General features: G+C 66.5%; 19 protein-coding genes, 1 tRNA gene and 1 pseudogene. 8 read left to right on the forward strand and 13 right to left on the reverse strand.

Translation table 11 applies throughout. The annotated features are described in order from the left end of the window. The first annotated feature begins 8 nt into the window (after positions 1 to 8). Positions 9 to 923, forward strand: a complete 915-nt coding sequence (locus AC1DP3_RS05490; RefSeq protein WP_477292094.1) for an ABC transporter substrate-binding protein — start codon at positions 9 to 11, stop codon at positions 921 to 923. Between the two features lie 83 nt (positions 924 to 1,006). Here the strand turns inward: AC1DP3_RS05490 and AC1DP3_RS05495 are convergent, their stop codons facing one another. The 5 genes from AC1DP3_RS05495 to AC1DP3_RS05515 all read right to left on the reverse strand — a co-directional run bounded on the left by AC1DP3_RS05495 (position 1,007) and on the right by AC1DP3_RS05515 (position 4,767). Next, complete coding sequence (locus tag AC1DP3_RS05495; protein WP_477292346.1) at positions 1,007 to 2,230, reverse strand: MFS transporter; 1,224 nt, start codon at positions 2,228 to 2,230, stop codon at positions 1,007 to 1,009. Positions 2,231 to 2,492: 262 nt separating this feature from the next. Then, entirely contained in the window at positions 2,493 to 2,876 is a 384-nt protein-coding gene (locus tag AC1DP3_RS05500) for a VOC family protein (RefSeq protein WP_477292096.1), read from the reverse strand. Between the two features lie 119 nt (positions 2,877 to 2,995). Beyond that, positions 2,996 to 3,373: a hypothetical protein gene (locus AC1DP3_RS05505; protein ID WP_477292098.1), complete on the reverse strand. Its 378-nt coding sequence runs from the start codon at positions 3,371 to 3,373 to the stop codon at positions 2,996 to 2,998. Positions 3,374 to 3,503: 130 nt separating this feature from the next. Continuing rightward, on the reverse strand, positions 3,504 to 3,977 hold the full coding sequence (locus AC1DP3_RS05510) for a hypothetical protein (protein ID WP_477292100.1): 474 nt from the start codon (positions 3,975 to 3,977) through the stop codon (positions 3,504 to 3,506). A gap of 112 nt (positions 3,978 to 4,089) precedes the next feature. Further along, positions 4,090 to 4,767, reverse strand: coding sequence for an HAD family hydrolase (locus tag AC1DP3_RS05515; protein ID WP_477292102.1), 678 nt, complete (start codon positions 4,765 to 4,767; stop codon positions 4,090 to 4,092). Between the two features lie 534 nt (positions 4,768 to 5,301). On the opposite strand from AC1DP3_RS05515, the gene AC1DP3_RS05520 reads away from it, so the two are divergent. Beyond that, positions 5,302 to 5,826, forward strand: a complete 525-nt coding sequence (locus AC1DP3_RS05520) for a hypothetical protein (RefSeq protein WP_477292104.1) — start codon at positions 5,302 to 5,304, stop codon at positions 5,824 to 5,826. Between the two features lie 129 nt (positions 5,827 to 5,955). Next, complete coding sequence (locus AC1DP3_RS05525) at positions 5,956 to 6,204, forward strand: hypothetical protein (RefSeq protein ID WP_477292106.1); 249 nt, start codon at positions 5,956 to 5,958, stop codon at positions 6,202 to 6,204. A gap of 78 nt (positions 6,205 to 6,282) precedes the next feature. Here the strand turns inward: AC1DP3_RS05525 and AC1DP3_RS05530 are convergent, their stop codons facing one another. After that, positions 6,283 to 6,555 carry a hypothetical protein gene (locus AC1DP3_RS05530; RefSeq protein WP_477292108.1) on the reverse strand — a complete coding sequence of 91 codons (273 nt, stop codon included), beginning with the start codon at positions 6,553 to 6,555 and terminating at the stop codon, positions 6,283 to 6,285. 173 nt (positions 6,556 to 6,728) lie between these two features. On the opposite strand from AC1DP3_RS05530, the gene AC1DP3_RS05535 reads away from it, so the two are divergent. The 3 genes from AC1DP3_RS05535 to AC1DP3_RS05545 all read left to right on the forward strand — a co-directional run bounded on the left by AC1DP3_RS05535 (position 6,729) and on the right by AC1DP3_RS05545 (position 9,120). After that, a complete protein-coding gene (locus AC1DP3_RS05535; RefSeq protein WP_477292110.1) occupies positions 6,729 to 7,190 on the forward strand; it encodes a cupin domain-containing protein in 462 nt (153 codons plus the stop codon). 230 nt (positions 7,191 to 7,420) lie between these two features. After that, a complete protein-coding gene (locus AC1DP3_RS05540) occupies positions 7,421 to 8,179 on the forward strand; it encodes a Type 1 glutamine amidotransferase-like domain-containing protein (RefSeq protein ID WP_477292112.1) in 759 nt (252 codons plus the stop codon). Between the two features lie 131 nt (positions 8,180 to 8,310). Further along, positions 8,311 to 9,120: a MerR family transcriptional regulator gene (locus AC1DP3_RS05545; RefSeq protein WP_477292114.1), complete on the forward strand. Its 810-nt coding sequence runs from the start codon at positions 8,311 to 8,313 to the stop codon at positions 9,118 to 9,120. A gap of 101 nt (positions 9,121 to 9,221) precedes the next feature. Here the strand turns inward: AC1DP3_RS05545 and AC1DP3_RS05550 are convergent, their stop codons facing one another. After that, positions 9,222 to 10,931 carry a DEAD/DEAH box helicase gene (locus AC1DP3_RS05550; protein ID WP_477292347.1) on the reverse strand — a complete coding sequence of 570 codons (1,710 nt, stop codon included), beginning with the start codon at positions 10,929 to 10,931 and terminating at the stop codon, positions 9,222 to 9,224. Between the two features lie 328 nt (positions 10,932 to 11,259). On the opposite strand from AC1DP3_RS05550, the gene AC1DP3_RS05555 reads away from it, so the two are divergent. Further along, entirely contained in the window at positions 11,260 to 11,607 is a 348-nt protein-coding gene (locus AC1DP3_RS05555; RefSeq protein WP_477292116.1) for a hypothetical protein, read from the forward strand. Positions 11,608 to 11,668: 61 nt separating this feature from the next. Here the strand turns inward: AC1DP3_RS05555 and AC1DP3_RS05560 are convergent, their stop codons facing one another. Both AC1DP3_RS05560 and AC1DP3_RS05565 read right to left on the reverse strand, forming a co-directional pair. Then, positions 11,669 to 12,601, reverse strand: coding sequence for a siderophore-interacting protein (locus AC1DP3_RS05560; protein ID WP_477292118.1), 933 nt, complete (start codon positions 12,599 to 12,601; stop codon positions 11,669 to 11,671). A 119-nt stretch (positions 12,602 to 12,720) separates the two neighbouring features. Beyond that, positions 12,721 to 12,987: a hypothetical protein gene (locus tag AC1DP3_RS05565; RefSeq protein WP_477292120.1), complete on the reverse strand. Its 267-nt coding sequence runs from the start codon at positions 12,985 to 12,987 to the stop codon at positions 12,721 to 12,723. Positions 12,988 to 13,355: 368 nt separating this feature from the next. On the opposite strand from AC1DP3_RS05565, the pseudogene AC1DP3_RS05570 reads away from it, so the two are divergent. Further along, a pseudogene (locus tag AC1DP3_RS05570) lies at positions 13,356 to 13,795 on the forward strand (hypothetical protein); the annotation flags it as partial. A gap of 137 nt (positions 13,796 to 13,932) precedes the next feature. Here AC1DP3_RS05570 and ppsA read toward each other — a convergent pair. The 4 genes from ppsA to AC1DP3_RS05590 form a co-directional block, all read right to left on the reverse strand. Next, positions 13,933 to 16,323 carry a phosphoenolpyruvate synthase gene (gene ppsA / locus AC1DP3_RS05575; RefSeq protein ID WP_477292122.1) on the reverse strand — a complete coding sequence of 797 codons (2,391 nt, stop codon included), beginning with the start codon at positions 16,321 to 16,323 and terminating at the stop codon, positions 13,933 to 13,935. 48 nt (positions 16,324 to 16,371) lie between these two features. After that, complete coding sequence (locus AC1DP3_RS05580) at positions 16,372 to 17,229, reverse strand: pyruvate, water dikinase regulatory protein (protein WP_477292124.1); 858 nt, start codon at positions 17,227 to 17,229, stop codon at positions 16,372 to 16,374. A 541-nt stretch (positions 17,230 to 17,770) separates the two neighbouring features. Then, positions 17,771 to 17,846, reverse strand: a tRNA-Thr gene (locus AC1DP3_RS05585). Between the two features lie 93 nt (positions 17,847 to 17,939). Next, complete coding sequence (locus AC1DP3_RS05590; RefSeq protein ID WP_477292348.1) at positions 17,940 to 19,484, reverse strand: alpha/beta hydrolase; 1,545 nt, start codon at positions 19,482 to 19,484, stop codon at positions 17,940 to 17,942. Positions 19,485 to 19,489: the final 5 nt, after the last annotated feature.

The raw sequence follows: 19,489 nt of genomic DNA on the forward strand, positions 1-19,489 counted from the left end.
GTTCCACCATGTCCACAGCACGCACCCGCCTCGCCCTGGCAATCAGTGCCACCGCCATCGCCGCGCTTGCCCTGGCAGGCTGCGCGTCGAACGATCCGCTGAGCGGAGACGACGGCGCGACCGAGCAGTCCGGTGACTCATCGGCCATCGTCATCGGCTCGCAGGCGTACTACTCGAACGAGATCATCGCCGAGATCTATGCGCAGGCGCTCGAGGGCGCCGGCTTCCAGGTCGAGCGCAACTTCAACATCGGTCAGCGCGATGCGTACATGCCCTCGCTGGAGGACGGATCGATCGACCTCTTCCCGGAGTACACCGGAAACCTCCTTCAGTTCTTCGAGCCGGACGCGACGGCGACCACACCCGACGACGTGTATGCCGCGCTGAAGGACGCGCTGCCCGACGGCCTCACCGTGCTCGATCAGTCGCCGGCCACAGATCAGGATTCCTACAACGTGACCGCGGACTTCGCGGCGGAGCACAGCCTGACCTCGATCGGCGACCTCGCCGGCATCGCGGGTCTGGTGCTCGGCGGTGCGCCGGAGCTCGAGCAGCGACCGTACGGACCCGCCGGGCTCAAGAGCGTGTATGGCGTGGATGTCGCTTTCAACGCGACGGGTGACACGACCGTCGACGAACTCGTCGCGGGAAACATCCAGGTTGCGAACGTCTACAGCGCCGACCCGCTGATCAAGACGAAGGACCTCGTGACGCTCGAGGATCCGAAGGGCCTCTTCCTCGCCTCCAACGTGGTGCCGGTCGTCAGCACCGATGTCGCGGATCAGGTCGCGGACGTCATCAATGCCGTGAGTGCCGCGCTGACCCCTGAAGGACTCGTCGAGCTGAACGTGCAGTCGACCGCCGACCAGAAGTCGGCGAAGGACATCGCGGCCGCCTGGCTCTCAGACAACGGCCTGGACTGATCGGATGCCGGCAGGTCTGGCTGATGCAGCCAGACCTGCCGCGCCAGGCCTCGGCATCCGTCCGCAATGTCTCGACGGCCGGATCAGTCCTCGGTGGCATCCGCCGGCGCCGTGACTTCCCGAGCCGTATCGGCCGGGGGACGCTGTCCCCTGCTCAGCAGCACGAAGGGGACGGCCACCGCCGAGATCACCCCGCTCCAGATCATGGACGCGCCATACCCCTGGACATCTGCCACGCGTCCTAGCACGGGCTGGAAGACGACTCCGCCCCCTGACCCCATCAAGGAGTCGAACGAGAGCACGGTCGCACGCTGCTTCGACGGGATCATGTCGTTGAGGTAGGCCCGATGCACCGGGTCGTCGATCGCGGAGGCGATGCCCCAGAGGGCGACCAGAACAACAGCGAACCAGAAGTTGTGCACGAGCCCCAGTCCGATGAGGACGATCGCGCTCGCGACCGCCGAGAGCAGGAGCGTCGACGTCCGGCGGCGGAAGAGCTTACGCACCCACGGAGCCATCGCACCGCCCAGGATTGAGGCGCCCGAGAGCAGAGCGGCCGCAAGCCCGGCGACCGTGTACGCCTCTTCGTCTCCCCACAACTCCAACAGGTAGGGCTGCAGGGCGTAGAAGACATAGATTCCCACGCCCGCGATGAAGGGACTCGCGAGCATGAGCCAGCGCACCGGGGGATCACCCAGTCCGTACCGGACCGAGGCGCGAAAGACGGTGCGCGTGGCTCGCAGCGGGCCTTCGCTGCGGTCCGGCGTGAAGCCGAGGTCGCGCATCAGCAGCGCCGCCACGACGAACATCACCAGCAGGATGGCGCCCCGGATCAGGAAGGGGACACCGAGGTTGGTGGCCTGCGCGATCACGCCGCCGAGCACCGAACCCGAGAGCATGGCGATGCCGCCGACGATCTGCGCCCGGCCGAAGACCGTTTCCAGGCTGCCTTTGTAGTCCGTCGCCTTCAGCGCGTCGACCAGCCACGCATCGACCGCACCGGAGAAGAAGGTGAATCCCAGCCCGAGCAGCACCGACACGACCGCCCACGCCCAGAAGGGCGAATGCCAGACCCACAGGAGCCAGTACATGACGGTGGTCACCGCGAGTGTGACGGTGCCGATCAGGTACGACGCCCGGCGTCCGAGGGTGTCGGCGACGACGCCTGTCGGGATCTCGAAGATCAGCATCCCGGCCGTGAAGAACGCGTTCGCCGAGAATGCCTGGAGGTTCGACAGGCCGGCGTCGAGCAGGAACAGCGTGTTGATGCCCCAGATGAACGACGCGGCAAGGGTGTTGCCGAGCATGAGCGTGTAGTACGTTCCCTGCACCCGCCGCGGAGTGGGCAACGAAGGTACGGCGTTGGTCCTGGAGATGGCGGTACCGCTGCTTTCGACGGAATCGTTCGACGACAAACGCGACAGTACCGCGCCGAGCCGACACCGTCCACGGAAGGCGGCACCCGCGCCGGCGCCTCCGAATGGTGGTTATCGCCGATCAACGGGCTCGCGCCCGGGCTGTGAACGGTGTCGGACCCGGAATCGACTCAGCGCCGGGCCAGGTCTGGATTCAGGCCCGTTGACTCAGGGCGAGGATGTTGCCTTCGCTGTCCTCGAACCACGCCGTCTTCTCTCCCCCGAGATCCGCAACCCCGTCGACCGTGGTGAGCCCGGGGAAGTCGTAGTCCATGAAGGCCACCCCTTTGTCACGCAGCACGGCCATATCGCCCGCCAAGTCCTCGGTGGCGATCGCGAACACGGTGTTCTTCGCCGTTCCGGCAAACGATGTCGCGTAGACCATGAGCGGGGTCCCGCCCAGCTCGTAGAGAACGGCTTCGTCTTCACCCGGTGACTCTTTGGACACCTTCAAGCCCAATACTTCTTCGTAGAAGGATCGGGCACGAGCCAGATCGGATGCCGCTATCACTGCAGCGCCTCGTGCGTTCTCGAACATGATCGCTTCCCCCTCGTCTTCTGGATTTTCCCTGTCCCCTCGCCTGACGGTACTCCGGTGGAAGGCCGCCGGGTAGAGAGGTCGCGGGCGATGTGCCTGGCGCCGCCTATCGCAAGGAGCTAGGAAAGGAGCGGCAACGACTGCCAGAGGAGGATAGGCAGATCGACAAGCAGGGCAAGCGCCACGCCTGAGAATCCGAGCGTGATCGCGTGTCGCCGCCTCGCGAATCCCCGTTGCGGCCACGCGCGCACAATGGATGTGATTCCCAGAACGATCGCGGCCAAGGTCAGTCCAGCGAAAAGCAGCGCGACGAAGACGATGCTGATACCGAACGCGGCCCCGAACCTCGGGCCGCCCGTGGAGCCCTGAGTGTTCGCGACCATCGTCCCGGCCAGGAACGCCATAAGGCTGACCGGCACTGCCGCAAGAGCCAGGAAGACACTCCACGTCCCACTCCCGGTGGAGACTCGTTCGGTCGTTGGAGCGTCTTCCGCCATGACGGCATCTTGCCAGGCGCCGCCCGTCGGTCCCCTCACTTTTTATCCGGCACATCTCGCCGCAGTGGGTGCCCGACCATCCTGTGATCCATCCCATGGTCACAGCCCAGTTCGGGCGGGCGGTCTATGCCTAGGAAGCGATGGGAACGGTCGGTCCGCCGGGGAGCCCGTGGCCGTGGTGCATCCGTCCCGCGTCCATCGGCGCGGCTTCGTGGCCTGCGAGCTGCTGCACCCAGGGCGGCTGCTGTTCGATGGTCACCGATCCCACGCCGGTCGTGAAGTAGGCGACGATCGGAGGGCTGGCGACGAATTCGCCCGCGAAAGCACCGACACCGGCAACGCGCACCAGCGCGTCCCGCAAAGTCAGATCGCGCATGAGCGCGGCGAACGCTTCGGGATCGTCGGATGCCGGTTGCTGCGGCGCCACCGGCAACTGCGAGTACAGGTCGTCCAGCAGATTCTGACGCTGCGTCGCCGACAGCCGAGCGAAGGCGGCCGCGTAGGCCTTGTCTGCGACGCTCGCCGGAACGTTGCCCAGCACATACGCATACCGCCAGAGCTGCTCGTCTTCGCTGGTCGGGTGCTCCGCTCGACGCCTCTTCACGGCCCCTCCTGACTGATGACAGTCAMAGTACGCCGACCGAACCGCTCCGTCGATGGGCGCCGTGGGCCATGACCCGCGCCCGACTGGGGCTGAGGACTCGACCCGAGCGAATCTAGAGCGTGGAAATCGGGCTTCGGTCAAGCTCGGAGAGCAGATGGGCTACGTCGTCGTAGACGGCCGAGGCGCCGGCCTGGAGGAGCTCTTCCGCACCGTATCCGCCGGCTCTGACGCCGATGCTGGTCACTCCCGCCCTTCCCGCCGCCTCGATATCCCACACGGAGTCCCCGATCATCACGGCCCGATCAGCGGGAACGGATGCTCGGTCGAGTGCGATGTGGATGAGACTCGGGTCGGGCTTCGCGGCGCTGACGTCTTCGCCCGATGTCACCGAATCGATGGACTCGTTCACGTCGAGCACATCAAGCAGAACCTCCAGTTCATCCTTCGGTGCCGACGTCGCCAGGACCACCGCGTGCCCCCGCCGCGAGAGCTCCCGAAGCAGTTCGCGTGCACCCTTGATCACTCGAAGGCGATCGGTCATCTCCTTGTACAGGCGGCCGTGCTCTCTTTGCGCGTCCTCCGTCACCTCCGCTGCGTCGTCACCGAGAAGCCGTTCGATGAGCTTGCCGGAATCCATGCCGATCGCGCGATGAATCCGCCACATCTCGACGGGGTACCCAGACATCGCCAGCGCTCGGTCCCACGCGTCGATGTGCAGATAGTTCGAGTCCACCAAGGTTCCATCGATGTCCAGAAGGACCGCGACACGGTCGTCATCACTCCTCGTCATGTGCACAAGAAAACAGCATCCTCTCGCGAACTCGACGGGCTGGCATATCCACCGGAAATGTGCGTGGCATTCCATCGCGGCGAGAAGCCGAGGACCTGCTCGCCGTCAACCCCTTTGCCTGTCGATCGCCTCGCACGGACGCTGTGGCTTCATCGACCCGAGTGGAGGCACCATGACGCGCAAGGCCCGACGACGTGAGCAGTGAACCACCCGGCGTCGACTACGCGGCCGACGAGATCGCACCTGCGTCGGGCCATCCTGCGCGCTGGCGCACGCGATTGCGCTCCATCGCAGCCGATCTCCTCCAGCCTGGACTCGGGGTCTCACCGCTCGAGCCGGGGTGGGCATGGCCGGTGCTGGGTCTCTGGGCGATCGGTCGGGCGGTGAACCTCACCTTCCTGTCGGTCGCGGCTTCTGCTGGCGGTCCGCCGGCGATATCTCGCCATCGCCCCGATCGGAGTCATCGCCGCGTTCACACGACCCGGCGCCGTCGCGCTGGCCCTCGCACTGGGCATCATCCTCGTAGGGCGACGGATGCTGCGGGCACAGGATCCGCTTCCGCGCGCCGAGGTCGTCGGTCTCATCATCTCCGGAGGGACCACCGCGGCCGCGGGATTGATGTGGCCGATCATCGCGGATGCCGTGACAGGGGAAAGCGGCGCATACGTCCGGACCGAGATGGCGTGGTGGGTGCCGTACCTCGGGCACGGGGATTTCATCCTCCTCGCGCCGTGCCTCGCGATGGGCTGGACGTGGCTCGGTGCCGCCGGGGTGGTTGTCGTCATCGGCGTTGTCGTGATGGTCTTCCGGTGGATCCTCTCGCGGCCCGTCCGACGTCTGGGGCTGGAAGTGGGGGCCTTCGCGCTCAGCTACACCCTGTACCTGTTCGGCGTGTTCCTCCCCACCCAGAGCCTGCCCCGCCTCGTGCTGCCGCTCAGCCCGCTGCTGGCCGACCCCAGGCTTTCGCAGTCGCCCCGACGCCGGCGATGGTCACTCATGATCAGCATCGGGATGCAGGCGGCAGCGGTATACCTGCTGTGGACGATCGGCAATGCCTGACAGCGTGGCTAAGCGTTCACAATTCACTAGTTTCTCTAGCGAAACTGACGTACTCTTGATTTGCACGCAGTGAGCGTGGGACTGGGGAGCATCATGGCGGAGGTCGTAAGGGCCCGTGTGGATGGGCAGATGTTCATCCTCGACCCCCAGCAGGATGTCGAAGAGCTGCAGCGGCAGATCGTAGAAGCTGTGCGGCAAGGTGCGGGGTTCGTCAGATTCGACACGGTAGGCAGGTCAGCCATCCGAGTGCTGATCACACCCACCATCGGGGTCCGCTTCGAGGTGTTGGAACGCTCCGAGGAGCAGTTGCACGAGTGGGCGGAGAACCCGCCGAGCATCGAGCCAGGCGACGCCGTCTTCGACGAGCTCATGTACTGAACTGCGCCCTGCGCTTCGCGGGCGGGCTGACCGGCAGCGTTCGCTGAAGTGCGTCAGTGTCGCACGCCGGGCCGCAGCTCAGAGGTCGCGGAGTGCGTCCGGGTCGTCTGCGAGCCGGTCCGCCTCGCGCGCTACGGCCTCCTGCTCAGCCTCGCTCAGCGGCGGGAGGCCCACCTCGTCGGCCGGAATGCCCGCATACGGGTCGGCGCCGGGAAACTCCTGATTGAACGAGCCCGCAACGACTCCCCCTGGGGGAACCTCGTCGCCTGCGGCGCCCAGCAGCGTCTCCTCACCGGGAGCCTGCTCGGGTGCGTCGTCTCCGAGGTGCTTGCGATGCCACTCACCACTCATGTTCACTCCCCAGTATCAACAGCGCCACACGCAGTTGATGAAGTCTACGACGTGGTCGAACGACGTCGATATCGACCTGATACCCGTGTCTCCTTCACTGATGGAGCAGCCGCCACGCTGCCAGATCACGCGACAATCCGCGAGATCGTGCCCGACCACCAATAGGAGGAGAAATGAAATCACGATGGGCTTTGGCCGCGTTGCTCGGCCTCGCCGTTGTCGCCCTGTCGGGCGGCGCGGTCCATGCCACGCCCCCTTCCCAGCTGACCCAGGTTGCTTTGACGCGCGGGACGAACGTGTCGAACGGCACGATCCCGCTGCACGACGGAACGGACGTCGCGATGGCGACGATCACTGTTCAGCCGGGCGGCAGCTCCGGCTGGCACTCGCATCCGGGCGGAGCGATCATCGTCGTCAAGGAGGGCGCGCTCACCGTCTACGAATCGATCGGCAACCATTGCGAGGTCGAAACCTACAGCGCGGGAGACGCGTTCATCGAGAGGCCTGGAGAAGTGGATCAGGTCGTCAACCGCGGCAACGTGCAATACGTCCTCTACGTCACGTTCCCGGATGTCCCTCCGGGCGCATCGCCGAGGACTGACGTCCCGAACCCTGGCACCTGCCCCGGTCAGTGACGGCACGGCTCCCGCTCCATCCCGCGGCACCCAGTGCCGTCAGCCCGACCCGCACCGGCACCGACCTGTGAACYGGCGGGGCCGTGTGGGCTCCCACACGCGTAGGCTCCTCGGATGAGCTTCGATGCGAACGACCCGGGCGCCGGCGTCGACGGACTGCGGCGCGACACCTGGGTCCAGGTCGGGAGAGCGGCATCATCCCTTGCCGTCACGGCGGGGGGTGATGCCGCGTGAGCGTGCATCTCATCGGCGGCGGCGCGACCACGAGTGCGGATGCCGCGCTTTACGCGCCTTTCGTCGCCGAGGCCGCGCTCCGGGCAGGCAACGCCGGGCGCGGGCGCCCGCGCCTGGCGGTCATCTCACTGCACCCTGAGGCTGAGGAGAAGGCTGCGGCGCTGGGCGAGCTCCTGTCCGAGGCAGCAACCGGACCGGGGATCGAGGTGCACCTGACCACCGCAGGGCGGCCGGACGAGCCGATCGGGATCGACGCGCTCGCCGACGTCGACGGGATCGCGGTGGGGGGCGGCGTCGTCGAGGACGTGCGCGCGGGGCTCGAGCCGCTGTTCGGAGAGTTGCGCCGGTTGGTCGGCGGCGGCGTGCCCTACCTCGGCGTCTCGGCCGGCGCGATGATCGCGGCCGAGGGCTCGCTCGCAAGCGGCTCGCGCATCGGCGGAGTCGTCGTCTCGCCTGAGGACCCCGACGAGGAGGGCGAGGAGCTGGAGATCGAGGCCGGGATAGGCCTCGTCGACGTGGCCATCGAGGTGCACGTGGCTCAGCGGGGAATGCTGTCGAGATTGGTCGCCGCCGTCGAGTCCGGGCTGGTCGCGGGCGGCCTCGGCATTGATGAGCGCACGGCCCTGATCGTGGGTGACGGCGAGCTCCGAGTCGAGGGCAAGGGCAGCGTCTGGCGGGTGCTGCCGATCGACGGCGGGGTGCTCGTTTCGACCATCGGCACGAAGAGCGCCGCGGAGGACCTCGCCGCTTCCTGATCCTGCATGCCGGTGGTGAGGCAGCGCCTGCAGCCTTGGCGCGTGAGGACGCACCATGCCCTCTCCGCACACTCGACGCGGCCATTCCGCTTGACTCTCTCACTGTGTCAGGGTCGAGCGTGGAGTCCATCATGTACACCATCGGAGAGTTTGCGGCGCACGGGCGGGTGAGCGTGCGGATGCTGCGGCATTACGACGGGATCGGGCTGCTGAGGCCCGCGAGCGTCGACGAGCATTCGGGATACCGGCGCTACGAGCCGTGGCAGCTCACAGCGCTGCTGCAGATCGTGGAGCTGCGCGACCTCGGCTGCTCTCTCGACGACGCCGCCGCGGTGCTCAACGCCGCCCACACGAGCGACGCTCTGCATGCCGTGCTCGTGCGACGCCGCGGCGAGCTGAAGGCATCCCTCGCCGCAGACGAAGCACGTCTCGAGCGTCTGTCGTCGCTACTCTCGACCCTTGAAGGAGAAGAGCCCATGTCCGAACTGACATTCCGCAGCCTGGAGCCGGTGACCGTATACGCAGCGCGAGGCACCGCACCGGGAATGGGACCGGAGAATGTGTCGCCGGTGATCGATCGCATCCTGCCCCCGCTCCAGGCCGCGCTCCGGGAGTCCGGCGTCGACTATCGCGAGCCGGGCATCTTCTGGTACGAGCCGATCGACGGGACGGAGGACCTCGGCGTCAACGTCTCGTGGACCGCGGGCGAAGACCCGCGTTCAGGAAGCGGGTGGGAGGTCGTGGAGCTCCCCGGCGCCGATCGCGTCGCCGTCTGGACATACAAGGGCGACATGCCGGGCATCGGTCGCGCCTGGCATGAGTTCATGGTGGCGATGGCCGACGCCGGCTGCGAACCCGTCGGACCGTCGCGCGAGGTGTACCTCATCGCCGACGGACCGCAGACCGAATGGGTCACCGAGCTGCAGCAACCCGTCCGGTGACGTAGGCGTAGCCCCCGCGGGATCCGACCTCGCCCGCGGGGCGCGTGCGGCTCCCGCTGGGGCCGCGACGGCGGCACCAGAGCCCCTCGACGAGGGTGCCGTCAGTGGCGCGGCTTGCGCGGAGGGCGCTCGTCGTCTCGGCGTGCGCCCCGGCCGGGGCCACCCGTGTCGAGCCGCAGTTCGATGAGCCGTCCCGAGATGCGGGTGGCCTCGAGCCGGTCGAGTGTTGCGCGTGAGAGGTCGGCGGGGAGTTCGACGAGGGAGAAGTCCGGCCGGATCTGAATGGCGCCGAAGTCGTCGCGCTTGAGGCCTCCCTCATTGGCGAGCGCTCCGACGATCTGGCGGGGCTCTACACGATGGCGCTTGCCGACGGCGATCCGATAGGTCGCCATCCCGTCGCGCCTCGTGCGGGGCCGCCGCTCACCGCCGTCGCGATCACTCTCGTAGCGCCCTGACCGCTCTCCGCGCTCCCGGTCGCCGCGGTCGCGGTGCGACGGTTCAGGGTCAGGCTCGAGCAGGAGCGGCGACTCACCCTGGGCGACCACGGCCAGGGCGGCCGCGACATCCACTTCCGGAACGTCGTTGTGCCGCATGTAGTGGGCGACGATGTCGCGGAAACGCTCGATGCGCTCCGTCTCGCCGAGGGCCGCGGTGATCCGGTCGTCGAAGCGCGCAAGACGCGTGACATTGACCTCGTCCACGCTCGGCAGCGGGATCTCGGTGAGCTCCTGGCGCGTGGCGCGCTCGATCGCACGCACCAGCCCCCGCTCGCGGGGCGTCACGAAGCTGATCGCGTCACCCGACCGGCCGGCGCGACCCGTGCGGCCGATGCGGTGCACATAGGACTCGGTGTCGGTGGGGATGTCGAAGTTGACGACGTGCGAGATGCGCTCGACATCGAGGCCGCGCGCGGCGACATCGGTCGCGACGAGGATGTCGAGCTTGCCCGACTTGAGCTGGTTGATCGTCTTCTCGCGCACCGGCTGTGCGACGTCGCCGTTGATCGCAGCCGCCGAGTATCCACGCGCGCGCAGCTTCTCGGCGATCTCCTCCGTGACGCTCTTCGTGCGGCCGAAGACGATCATGCCGTCGAAGTTCTCCGTCTCGAGAATCCGCGTGAGTGCATCCATCTTCTGCTGGAACGACACGATGAGGTAGCGCTGCGTGATCGTCGACGAGGTCGTCGTCTTGGTCTTGACGGTGATCTCTTCGGGGTCATGGAGGTACTGCTGCGAGATGCGCCGGATGGCGGCGGGCATCGTCGCGGAGAAGAGGGCGACCTGCTTGGTGTCGGGAGTGTCGGCGAGGATCGTCTCGACGTCTTCCGCGAAGCCCATCTTGAGCATCTCGTCAGCCTCGTCGAGCACGAGGTACTTCAGTTCGGTCAGGTCGAGCGTTCCCTTGTCCAGATGGTCCATGATGCGTCCGGGCGTGCCGACGATGATGTGCACACCGCGGCGAAGGGCCGACAGCTGCACGCCATAGCCCTGGCCGCCATAGACGGGGAGCACGTGCACGCCGCGCAGGTGGGATGCGTACTTCTCGAACGCTTCGCACACCTGCAGCGCGAGCTCGCGCGTGGGGGCGAGCACGAGCGCCTGCGGAGTCTTCTGCGACACATCCAGACGGTCGAGGATCGGCAGGGCGAAGGCCGCGGTCTTGCCCGTTCCAGTCTGCGCGAGACCCACGACGTCGCGACCGGCCAGAAGAGTCGGGATCGTCGCCGCCTGGATCGCCGACGGAGTCTCGTACCCGACGTCGCGCAGCGCCGCGAGCACCGAATCGCCCAATCCCAGGGCGGCGAAGGTCATCGTGGCGGGCTCCTGCGGAGCCGCTTCCTCGATCGGAGCATCGGACGTGGTCACGCTTTCAGGGTAGTGCGCCCGGTGAAATGGAGCTTGTCGCCCTTCCGATGTTGCTCGTCCGATATGTCACTGCTCTGGCATACGGTCCGCGCATCGAGGGGGAAGTACCGCGAACGGGAAATCGAGTGACCATCAGAAGGCTTCAAGAAGATATCCAGGGACCTCCGATTTTCATGGTCTGACCACACGCTAAAATTGAACCGTCGACGGTCCCCCAAAGATATTCCCGCGCGCCGAGTCCACGGACGCGCTGCAAAACGAAAGAGATCTCACGATGCCTTACCGCACGCTCGCCACCCTGCAGGCCTGGGTGGACGAGTTCGCACGGCGGGGCGACCCCCGTCTTGGTTCGATCCGAGCGATACCGCAGGACGGGTCAGACGGTGCGGACACCGGTCTCGTGGCGGTTCAGCTGCCGAATTCTCCCACCGTGATCTACCTGGAACCCCCTGCGCCGGGAAGCGGACGCCCGTGGTCGATCACGTTCGAGCCTCGGGAGCAATCTGTCACCCTCGCCGCGGAGGCGATCGCGAAGATGGCGGACGAGATCGGCGCGCTTGCTGAGCTCTGCGTGTTCCTTGAGGCCAAGTCAGAGGCATTCCTCAGCGAGCACTCCAGCTGATCGGGAGCCCCGGCAGGTTCTCAGCGCCGGTCCCCGTGCGATAGACGCCAGCCCGTTGCGCTCAGTCCTCGAAGATCTGGCCGACGGGATCGCGCTTCTCGGCCTGGAACCGGTCTTCCGAGCGCCCCTGTGCCCAGTACGCCGACAGCGACAGTGCGCGACGGTCGAGTCCCCACGAGTCGTGCAGGATGCCGCGGAGCCGCTTCATCGCCTCACGCTCGCCGTGGGCGAAGACATCGACGGGACCGGATGCCGGTGGCATCGCCGCCACCGCATCCACCAGCACCGTTCCGTACCCCGCGGTCTGCGTCGAGTCGGCAGGACTCCGGTGCAGCCACCGCAGCGTGATGCCGGCCGGCACGGTGAGTTCGACCTCGTCCCGGGCGTCGCCGACCTCGATCAGGACGGTTCCTCGCGAATCGGGGCCGAGCAGTTCGACAGCCGCGGCGATCGCGGGGATCGCCGAATCGTCACCGATCAGCAGGTGCTCCACATCGCCCTCGGCCGGACGATACTGTCCCCCAGGGCCGGAGAAGCTCAGCGTGTCGCCTACGGCTGCGGATGCCGCCCACGGACCTGCGACCCCCTCATCGCCGTGCACCACAAAGTCGATGGCCAAGGTGCGGGCGACGGTGTCGACAGATCGGACCGTGTACGTGCGCCGCGCCGGCATGTCGTCGGGGTCGAGGGTTTCGCGCAGGGCATCCAGGTCGTAGGGCGCCACGAGCCCCAGTTCGGGTTTCGCGAAGAGGATCTTGACGTACTTGTCGGTCTTGGCCAGGCGTTCGGGGTCGGCACTGGCCATGAAGGAGTCGAAGGCATCGCCGCCGAGGTGGATGCGGACCAGGTGCGGCGAGAGCCGTTCCGTGGCGACGACCTGGAAGACCAGCTGGATTGGGGCTCGCTTGGCTCCGCGTCCTCCTGCGGGACGGTCCGTCTGACCGTCGCTGGACCCGCGGTCCTGGCGTGGCTCGTGCGTCGTGCTCTCGTGCATCGTTCATCCTCTGTTCGGCTCCTCCATGCTCGCACTCGAATCCGGGCACTGACTCCGTGCTCCCAGCGTGCACGCCGTCGTTTTCACCGATACCTATCTGGGCAATCGATCCCCGGCTCTCACCGGGAGGCGGTGACAGCGTTCGCCCACACCCAGCAGCGCAGCTCCTTCTCGCCCACCTGAAACTGCACGCCGCACGCCAGGTCATTCCACACGACAACCACCGCCTCCACCTGCGTCGCGTGGGGACCGAACCGGACCCACGCCCTGCACTTCTTCGGCTGCGGATCGCGAGTGACCGGAAGCAATGCCTCCTGGCGTTCCTGTGGAGTCAAGGACTGCAGCGGGTRATCTGCGGCGAGACGCTGCAAGATGCGGTCATCCATCAGACGGTCGTAATGCTCGCTGTATCTCTTGTTCGATCCGATCGCCGGTCTCCCTCCCCGGCCGACAGGAGCCTACGACCAACCACCGACGTCGTATCTGGCTTCCGTCGTGACGATCCGGCCGACGTGGCGCACCTCTCTTATGGAGCGACCGTCCGCCCCACGGACACGAAAGGTCAGTCCCATGGCTCTTCACACCCAGCAGTCCGTCTCCGGCTTCATGGCCTCCGACCCGCAGCAGTGGATCACTGAAAACGGCGACACCCGCCTCTAGGTGCGGATCGGGCAGCCCCACTTTCGCCGCAACGAGGACGGCGTTCACCGAGCTGGAGCCGAGCTAACCGAGCACGGCCGAGCCGCCACGACCGGTGAACTGGAACCTGCTTAGCTCCGAAGAGGCCGCTCTCGAGTAGATCCGGCTCAACTGATGGGTGAACTGGCTTCGACGCACCTACGGGCTCCCAGCATCCATGATCCCCCCGTTCTGGCACCGCCACCCCGAGCTGGTTTGGGAACTATCTGCCCTGCACCTCCACTGGCTCTGCGCATACGACCCCGACGAGCACGGATCCGCCCCCCTCGGCGGCACGGCGACTTCGCCGACGCCCGCCAACGCCTGCACGACTGGGTCACCAGCTGCGGGACACGCCTCGACCGCAGCCGGGCAACCCGTCAAACGGCGTGGCCGGGAGAGCCGCCATTGAATCCTGTCGAGGATGTGTTCATCACGGATCGGGACGAGGACTTCGTGACATTCGCACTTGATGATGTGGAACGGCGGCGCGAGGCAGAAAGACGCTTCTACGCAGCCGCTACGAGAGCGCGACCTGAGGCCTTCAGATTTGTGGCGCAAGGAGTGCACCGATACCGCACGCATTTCTGCCCTACACGCTGTTCACTCCCAGTCTCCCCGCCGGCATCGCACGACCGCGCGACCACGGGTCATCAAGCTCTCGCCAGTTCCCGGTCGCCGTTCGCGAGCCGCAGCCAGGTTTCGACGACGGTGTCGGGGTTGAGTGACATGGATTCGATGCCCTGTTCGACGAGCCAGTCGGCGAGGTCGGGGTGGTCGCTGGGGCCTTGTCCGCAGATGCCGACGTATTTGCCTGCGCGTTTGCCGGCATCGATCGCCATCGAGAGCATCTTCAGCACCGCGGGGTCGCGCTCGTCGAAGGTCGCGGCGACGAGGGCGGAGTCGCGGTCGAGGCCGAGGGTGAGCTGGGTCATGTCGTTGGAGCCGATCGAGAAGCCGTCGAAGTACTCGAGGAACTCGTCGGCGAGGACGGCGTTGGAGGGCAGTTCGCACATCATGATGACGCGCAGGCCGTTCTCACCGCGGCGCAGCCCGTTCTCGGCGAGCAGGTCGATGACCGCCGCCGCTTCGCCGAGGGTGCGGACGAACGGCACCATGATGGCGATGTTCGTGAGGCCCATCTCGTCGCGGACGAACCGCAGCGCCTCGCACTCCATGTCGAAGCACGCGCGGAAGTCGTTCGAGATGTAGCGGGAGGCGCCGCGGTACCCGATCATCGGGTTCTCCTCGTGCGGCTCGTATAGCTCCCCGCCGATCAGGTTCGCGTACTCGTTGGACTTGAAGTCCGACAGCCGCACGATCACCGGCTCCGGAGCGAAGGCGGCGCCGAGCATCGCGACACCCTCGGCGACGCGCTTCACGAAGTACTCCCGCGGCGACGCGTACGCGCTGATCCGCTGGGCGATCTCGTTGCGCAGCGGCGACGCGAGCGTGTCGAACTCGAGCAGCGCGCGGGGGTGGATGCCGATCTGCCGGTTGATCACGAACTCCAGCCGCGCGAGGCCCACGCCCCGGTGAGGAAGCTTGGAGAACGAGAACGCTTGATCGGGGGTGCCGACGTTGAGCATGATTTTCACCGGACTCTCCGGCATCGCATCCAACTGCGTCACGACCTCCTCGAAGGCAAGGATGCCCTGGTAGACGAAGCCGGTGTCGCCCTCGGCGCACGACACCGTCACCTCTTGCCCGTTCACCAGGACCCGGGTCGCATCCCCGGTACCGACGACGGCGGGGATGCCGAGTTCCCGGGCAATGATGGCGGCGTGGCAGGTGCGGCCGCCCCGGTTGGTGACGATCGCCGACGCCAGTTTCATGATCGGCTCCCAATCGGGATCGGTCATGTCGGCGACGAGCACGTCTCCGGCTTGGAACTCTGACATCTGCGCGATAGAGGTCATCACACGCACCGGCCCGGCGCCGATCTTCTGGCCGATCGCCCGGCCCTCGACCGCGACGACACCGGTGTCCTCGAGCACGAACCGGCGCATGACATTGCCGTCGACCCGCGACACGACAGTCTCCGGGCGCGCCTGCAGGATGTACAGCTCGCCGTCGATCCCGTCTTTGCCCCACTCGATGTCCATCGGCCGGCCATAATGCGCCTCGATGATCAGCGCCTGCCGGGCAAGCTCCTCGACCTCGGCGTCCGTGATGCTGAACCGCGCCCGCTCATCTGCATCGACATTCGTGAAAAGGGTGCTGCCGCCGACGTGGCGTCCGTGTGCGTAGACCATCTTCACGGCCTTCTCCCCCACTGACCGCTTCAGGATCGCCGGGCGCCCCGCTTGGAGTGCGGGCTTGTAGACGTAGAACTCGTCCGGGTTGACGGCGCCCTGCACGACCGCCTCGCCGAGACCGTACGAGCTGGTGATGAAGACGGCCTGGTCGAATCCGGACTCGGTGTCGACGGTGAACAGCACGCCGGAGGCGCCGACATCCGATCGCACCATCCGCTGCACACCCGCCGACAGGGCGACGTCGTGGTGGTCGAAGCCGTGGTGCACGCGGTAGGCGATCGCGCGGTCGTTGTACAGCGACGCGAACACGTTGCGGATGGCGAGAAGGATGTTCTCGATCCCGCTGATGTTGAGGAAGGTCTCCTGCTGGCCCGCGAACGACGCATCCGGAAGATCCTCGGCGGTCGCGCTGGAGCGCACCGCCCACGACACGAACTCCGGCTGCGGATCGTMGGCGACCAGCTTCGTGTACGCCTCGCGGATGCCACGCTCGAATGCGGGCGGGAACGGCTGCGCCAGGATCCAATCCCGCACATTCGCGCCGACCCGGGCGAGCTCCGTCACGTCAGCGACGTCCAGCGCTTCGACCGTTCGGCGAATGCGGTCATATAGTCCGTCCGCAGCCAGGAACTCGCGATACGCGTCAGCGGTCGTCGCGAAGCCGCCCGGGACGCGAACCCCGGCATCAGACAGGTTCGACACCATTTCGCCGAGGGACGCGTTCTTGCCGCCGACCTGCGAGAGATCGGCCATGCCGACCTCGCTGTACCAGAGGATGTTCGTCATGAGGACTCCTGATCAGTGATTTCGGGACGTGAGACTGCGAGGTGAATGTCAGCTGCGAAGCCGCATGGACTGCATGATGACCGCGGACATCTCCTCGACCGACTTGGTCGAAGAGTTCAGGAACGGCACCCGATTGCGGCGATAGAGGTCTTCGGCGCGGCGCAGCTCGAGGGTGCACTGCGCGAGGCTCGAGTACACCGAATTCGGGCGCCGCTCGTGTCGCACCTGACTCAGCCGCAGCGGCGTCGTGGTGAGTCCGAAGCATTTCGCTGCGTGCCGGTTGACGGACGATGGCAGGTCATCGGTCGGAAAGTCGTCATCGGTGAGCGGGTAGTTGGCCACCAGAAGCCCATATTGCAGCGCGAGGTACATGGTCGTCGGCGTCTTGCCGCAGCGGGACGGCGCGATGATGATCACGTCGGCGATGTCCAGGGCCCGGCCGCTCTGACCGTCGTCATGCTCGATCGCGTACTCGACCGCACGCATAYGTGCGAAATACCGCTCGATATCGCCGACCGCGTGATACTGACCMAGCTGCTCGGACCGCGTGGTTCCCAAGGCGACCTCGAGTTCGGTCAGATGTCCGCGAAGGAGATCCACGACGACAGCGCCGGGAACCTGCAGCTCGCCCAGGATCTCGGCCGACTTCACGGTCGTGAACACGATCGGCTGTCCATTCGAATCGACCACAGCTCGGATGTCGCGCGCCACGGCCTGCGCACCCTCGACCGTGTCCACAAAGGGAATCGTGTGTCGGCCGAATACCAGCCCAGGAAAGTTGGCGAGCAGGGCGCTTCCCAGCGTTTCGGCGGTGATGCCCGTGCTGTCCGAGAGGAAGAATGCTGTCCGCACCTTCGGTGGCGCGCCAGCGCCGAGCGCAGTCGCGGCCGACAGGTCCGGGCTCATCAGCTCTCCGATCGCACCMCTGAGAGCGGGGTTCGAGGCCCAAGCTATGGCACATTGCTCCAGTTCTGCGCCCGGTGAGAGTGCAAAGAACGCGCAAATTTGCCACTGAGACAATCGACCCCGTCACGCGGCCAACGTGGAACCCCCTGGCGTCGCCCGCGCCGTTTTTACCGTTCCCGGCTCGCGTTGAGCGGCAGTGGCCGTACAACTGCTGGCGGGCGGCGTGGTTCGAGATCATCGACACGCTCATGACGCACGCGCCCCTCACAGCGCAGGTCGTAGATGGCCTGCACATGCACGCCGAGATAGTCAGCCAACTCGCTCGTGGAAGCAACGGTTCCAGGCCGAATGCGACGGTACGTTCGGTGTCCATGCAACTGAGACGCGCCAGGCAAAACGAGACGCTCCTACGCACCACGAAGAGCCGGCGAATTGGGTCTCTTGATCTCAGGCAGACGACGAATGAACGCCGAATAATCGCCGAACACATCTGGTTCTCTGCCTCTCATGTGAGGCGAGACTCCAGTCAGATCAAGATTTGTGGAGCCACCTAAGGGAATCGAACCCTTGACCTATTCATTACGAGTGAATCGCTCTGCCGACTGAGCTAAGGTGGCGCACCCCGCTTGCGCGGKGCACGATCCTCGAGTTTACATGCTCGCGGCGGGGCTCGCGAACTGACCCAGGAGGCCGGCATCCCGGTTCCTTCGCTACTCGCAGCGGAGGCCRTCCTCGGGAACCGTGCCGTTGAGCAGATACGCCTCGACGGCGCGGTCCACGCACTCGTTGCCCTTGTTGTATCCCGTGTGGCCCTCGCCGACGCGGGTCACCAGCACACCCGACGCGAGCTGGTCCGCGAGCGAGACCGCCCACTCGTACGGGGTCGCAGGATCGTTCGTCGTGCCGACGACGACGATCGGGGCCGCCCCCTCGGCGGTGATGTGCTCGCGGACACCCGTCGGCGGATACGGCCACACCTCGCAGGGGTCGGGTCCCCACCAGTAGGGAGCGACGGTGGGCGCCTTCTCGGTGAGCAGGGCTTCGGCGGCGGCCTCCTCCTCGGGCGTCGAGTTCAACGGATAGTCGGTGCAGTTGTATGCACGGAACGCCTCGGTCGAGTTGTCGGTGTAGGCGCCGTCCTCGCGGGCGTAGTAGAAGTCCGCCAGCTGGAACGCGATGTCGGGGTTCCCCTGCAGCACGTCTGCCAGCGCCATGGTCAGGTACGGCCAGCTGTCTTCCGAGTACAGCGCGGACACGATCGCGGTCAGCAGAGAGTCGGCACCGAGCTCACGCCCATCGGATGCGGGAAGAGGCGATCGATCGACGCTCGCGAGCAGCGTGCCGAGATCGGCCATCGCCTCGTCGACGCTTCCCCGGAAGGGGCAGTCGTCCTGCTCGAGACAGTCGGCCATGTACGCGCGAAGCGCGCCCTCGAACCCGATGCCCTGCGTGATGTTCATCTCGAGGCCGGACAGCGACGGATCGACGGCACCGTCCAGCACGAGCCGCCCGACACGGTCGGGATAGAGCTTCGCGTACGTGGCGCCGAGGAACGTGCCGTAGGAATAGCCGAGGTAATTGAGACTCTGGTCGCCGAGCACGCCCCGCAGCAGATCCATGTCGCGCGCGGCGTTGTCTGTCGTGATGTACGGGAGGATCCCGTTGCTTTCGGCATCGCAGGCCTTGGCGAACTCGGCGTGACGGGCAAGAAGCTCGTCGGTCCAGGCATCGGAACCGCGGGGGGCCGAAGGGATCTCGAAGAGATAGGCATCCATGTCGGAGGCGTCATAGCACCGGACCGCGGTGGACTCCCCGACACCGCGCGGATCGAAGCCGATGACGTCGTACTGCCTCTGAAGCGGCTCGCCGACTGCGAAATCGAGCGAATCGCGGATGAGGGCGAGACCGCTCGCGCCCGGTCCGCCCGGGTTCGTGAGCAGTGAGCCGATCGCCTCGCCGCTGGTCGCGCGGTGCCTGATGACCGCGAGTTCGATCTCGCCCTTGCCTGGCTCGGCCCAGTCGAGCGGCGCGGTCACCGTGGTGCAGTCGAACCCGTCGCCGCAGCGACTCCAGTCCAGCTCCTGCCCGTAGAAGGGCAGCAGAGCTTCATCGACCCCTGAGGTGTCGGGTGCAAGGCTCTCGGTCGAGACCTGTGCTTCATCCGGGATGAGTCCGTAGAGACAGCCGGAGAGGACGAGGGATGCTGTGGCAAGGCCTGCGATGAGGGCGGCGGTGCGCCGCACGCGCCGGGTGATGACGT

Source organism: Microbacterium sp. P5_B6 (genome assembly GCF_056400345.1).

Bases quoted from the DNA above. Each gene is read 5' to 3' on its own strand.
- AC1DP3_RS05560 (WP_477292118.1), bottom strand. From the start codon at position 12,601: ATGCACGAGAGCACGACGCACGAGCCACGCCAGGACCGCGGGTCCAGC.
- AC1DP3_RS05535 (WP_477292110.1), top strand. From the start codon at position 6,729: ATGAAATCACGATGGGCTTTGGCCGCGTTGCTCGGCCTCGCCGTTGTC.
- AC1DP3_RS05545 (WP_477292114.1), top strand. From the start codon at position 8,311: ATGTACACCATCGGAGAGTTTGCGGCGCACGGGCGGGTGAGCGTGCGG.
- AC1DP3_RS05490 (WP_477292094.1), top strand. From the start codon at position 9: ATGTCCACAGCACGCACCCGCCTCGCCCTGGCAATCAGTGCCACCGCC.
- AC1DP3_RS05555 (WP_477292116.1), top strand. From the start codon at position 11,260: ATGCCTTACCGCACGCTCGCCACCCTGCAGGCCTGGGTGGACGAGTTC.
- AC1DP3_RS05500 (WP_477292096.1), bottom strand. From the start codon at position 2,876: ATGTTCGAGAACGCACGAGGCGCTGCAGTGATAGCGGCATCCGATCTG.
- AC1DP3_RS05525 (WP_477292106.1), top strand. From the start codon at position 5,956: ATGTTCATCCTCGACCCCCAGCAGGATGTCGAAGAGCTGCAGCGGCAG.
- AC1DP3_RS05550 (WP_477292347.1), bottom strand. From the start codon at position 10,931: ATGACCTTCGCCGCCCTGGGATTGGGCGATTCGGTGCTCGCGGCGCTG.
- AC1DP3_RS05495 (WP_477292346.1), bottom strand. From the start codon at position 2,230: ATGCTCGGCAACACCCTTGCCGCGTCGTTCATCTGGGGCATCAACACG.
- AC1DP3_RS05530 (WP_477292108.1), bottom strand. From the start codon at position 6,555: ATGAGTGGTGAGTGGCATCGCAAGCACCTCGGAGACGACGCACCCGAG.
- AC1DP3_RS05505 (WP_477292098.1), bottom strand. From the start codon at position 3,373: ATGGCGGAAGACGCTCCAACGACCGAACGAGTCTCCACCGGGAGTGGG.
- AC1DP3_RS05520 (WP_477292104.1), top strand. From the start codon at position 5,302: ATGCTGCGGGCACAGGATCCGCTTCCGCGCGCCGAGGTCGTCGGTCTC.
- AC1DP3_RS05515 (WP_477292102.1), bottom strand. From the start codon at position 4,767: ATGACGAGGAGTGATGACGACCGTGTCGCGGTCCTTCTGGACATCGAT.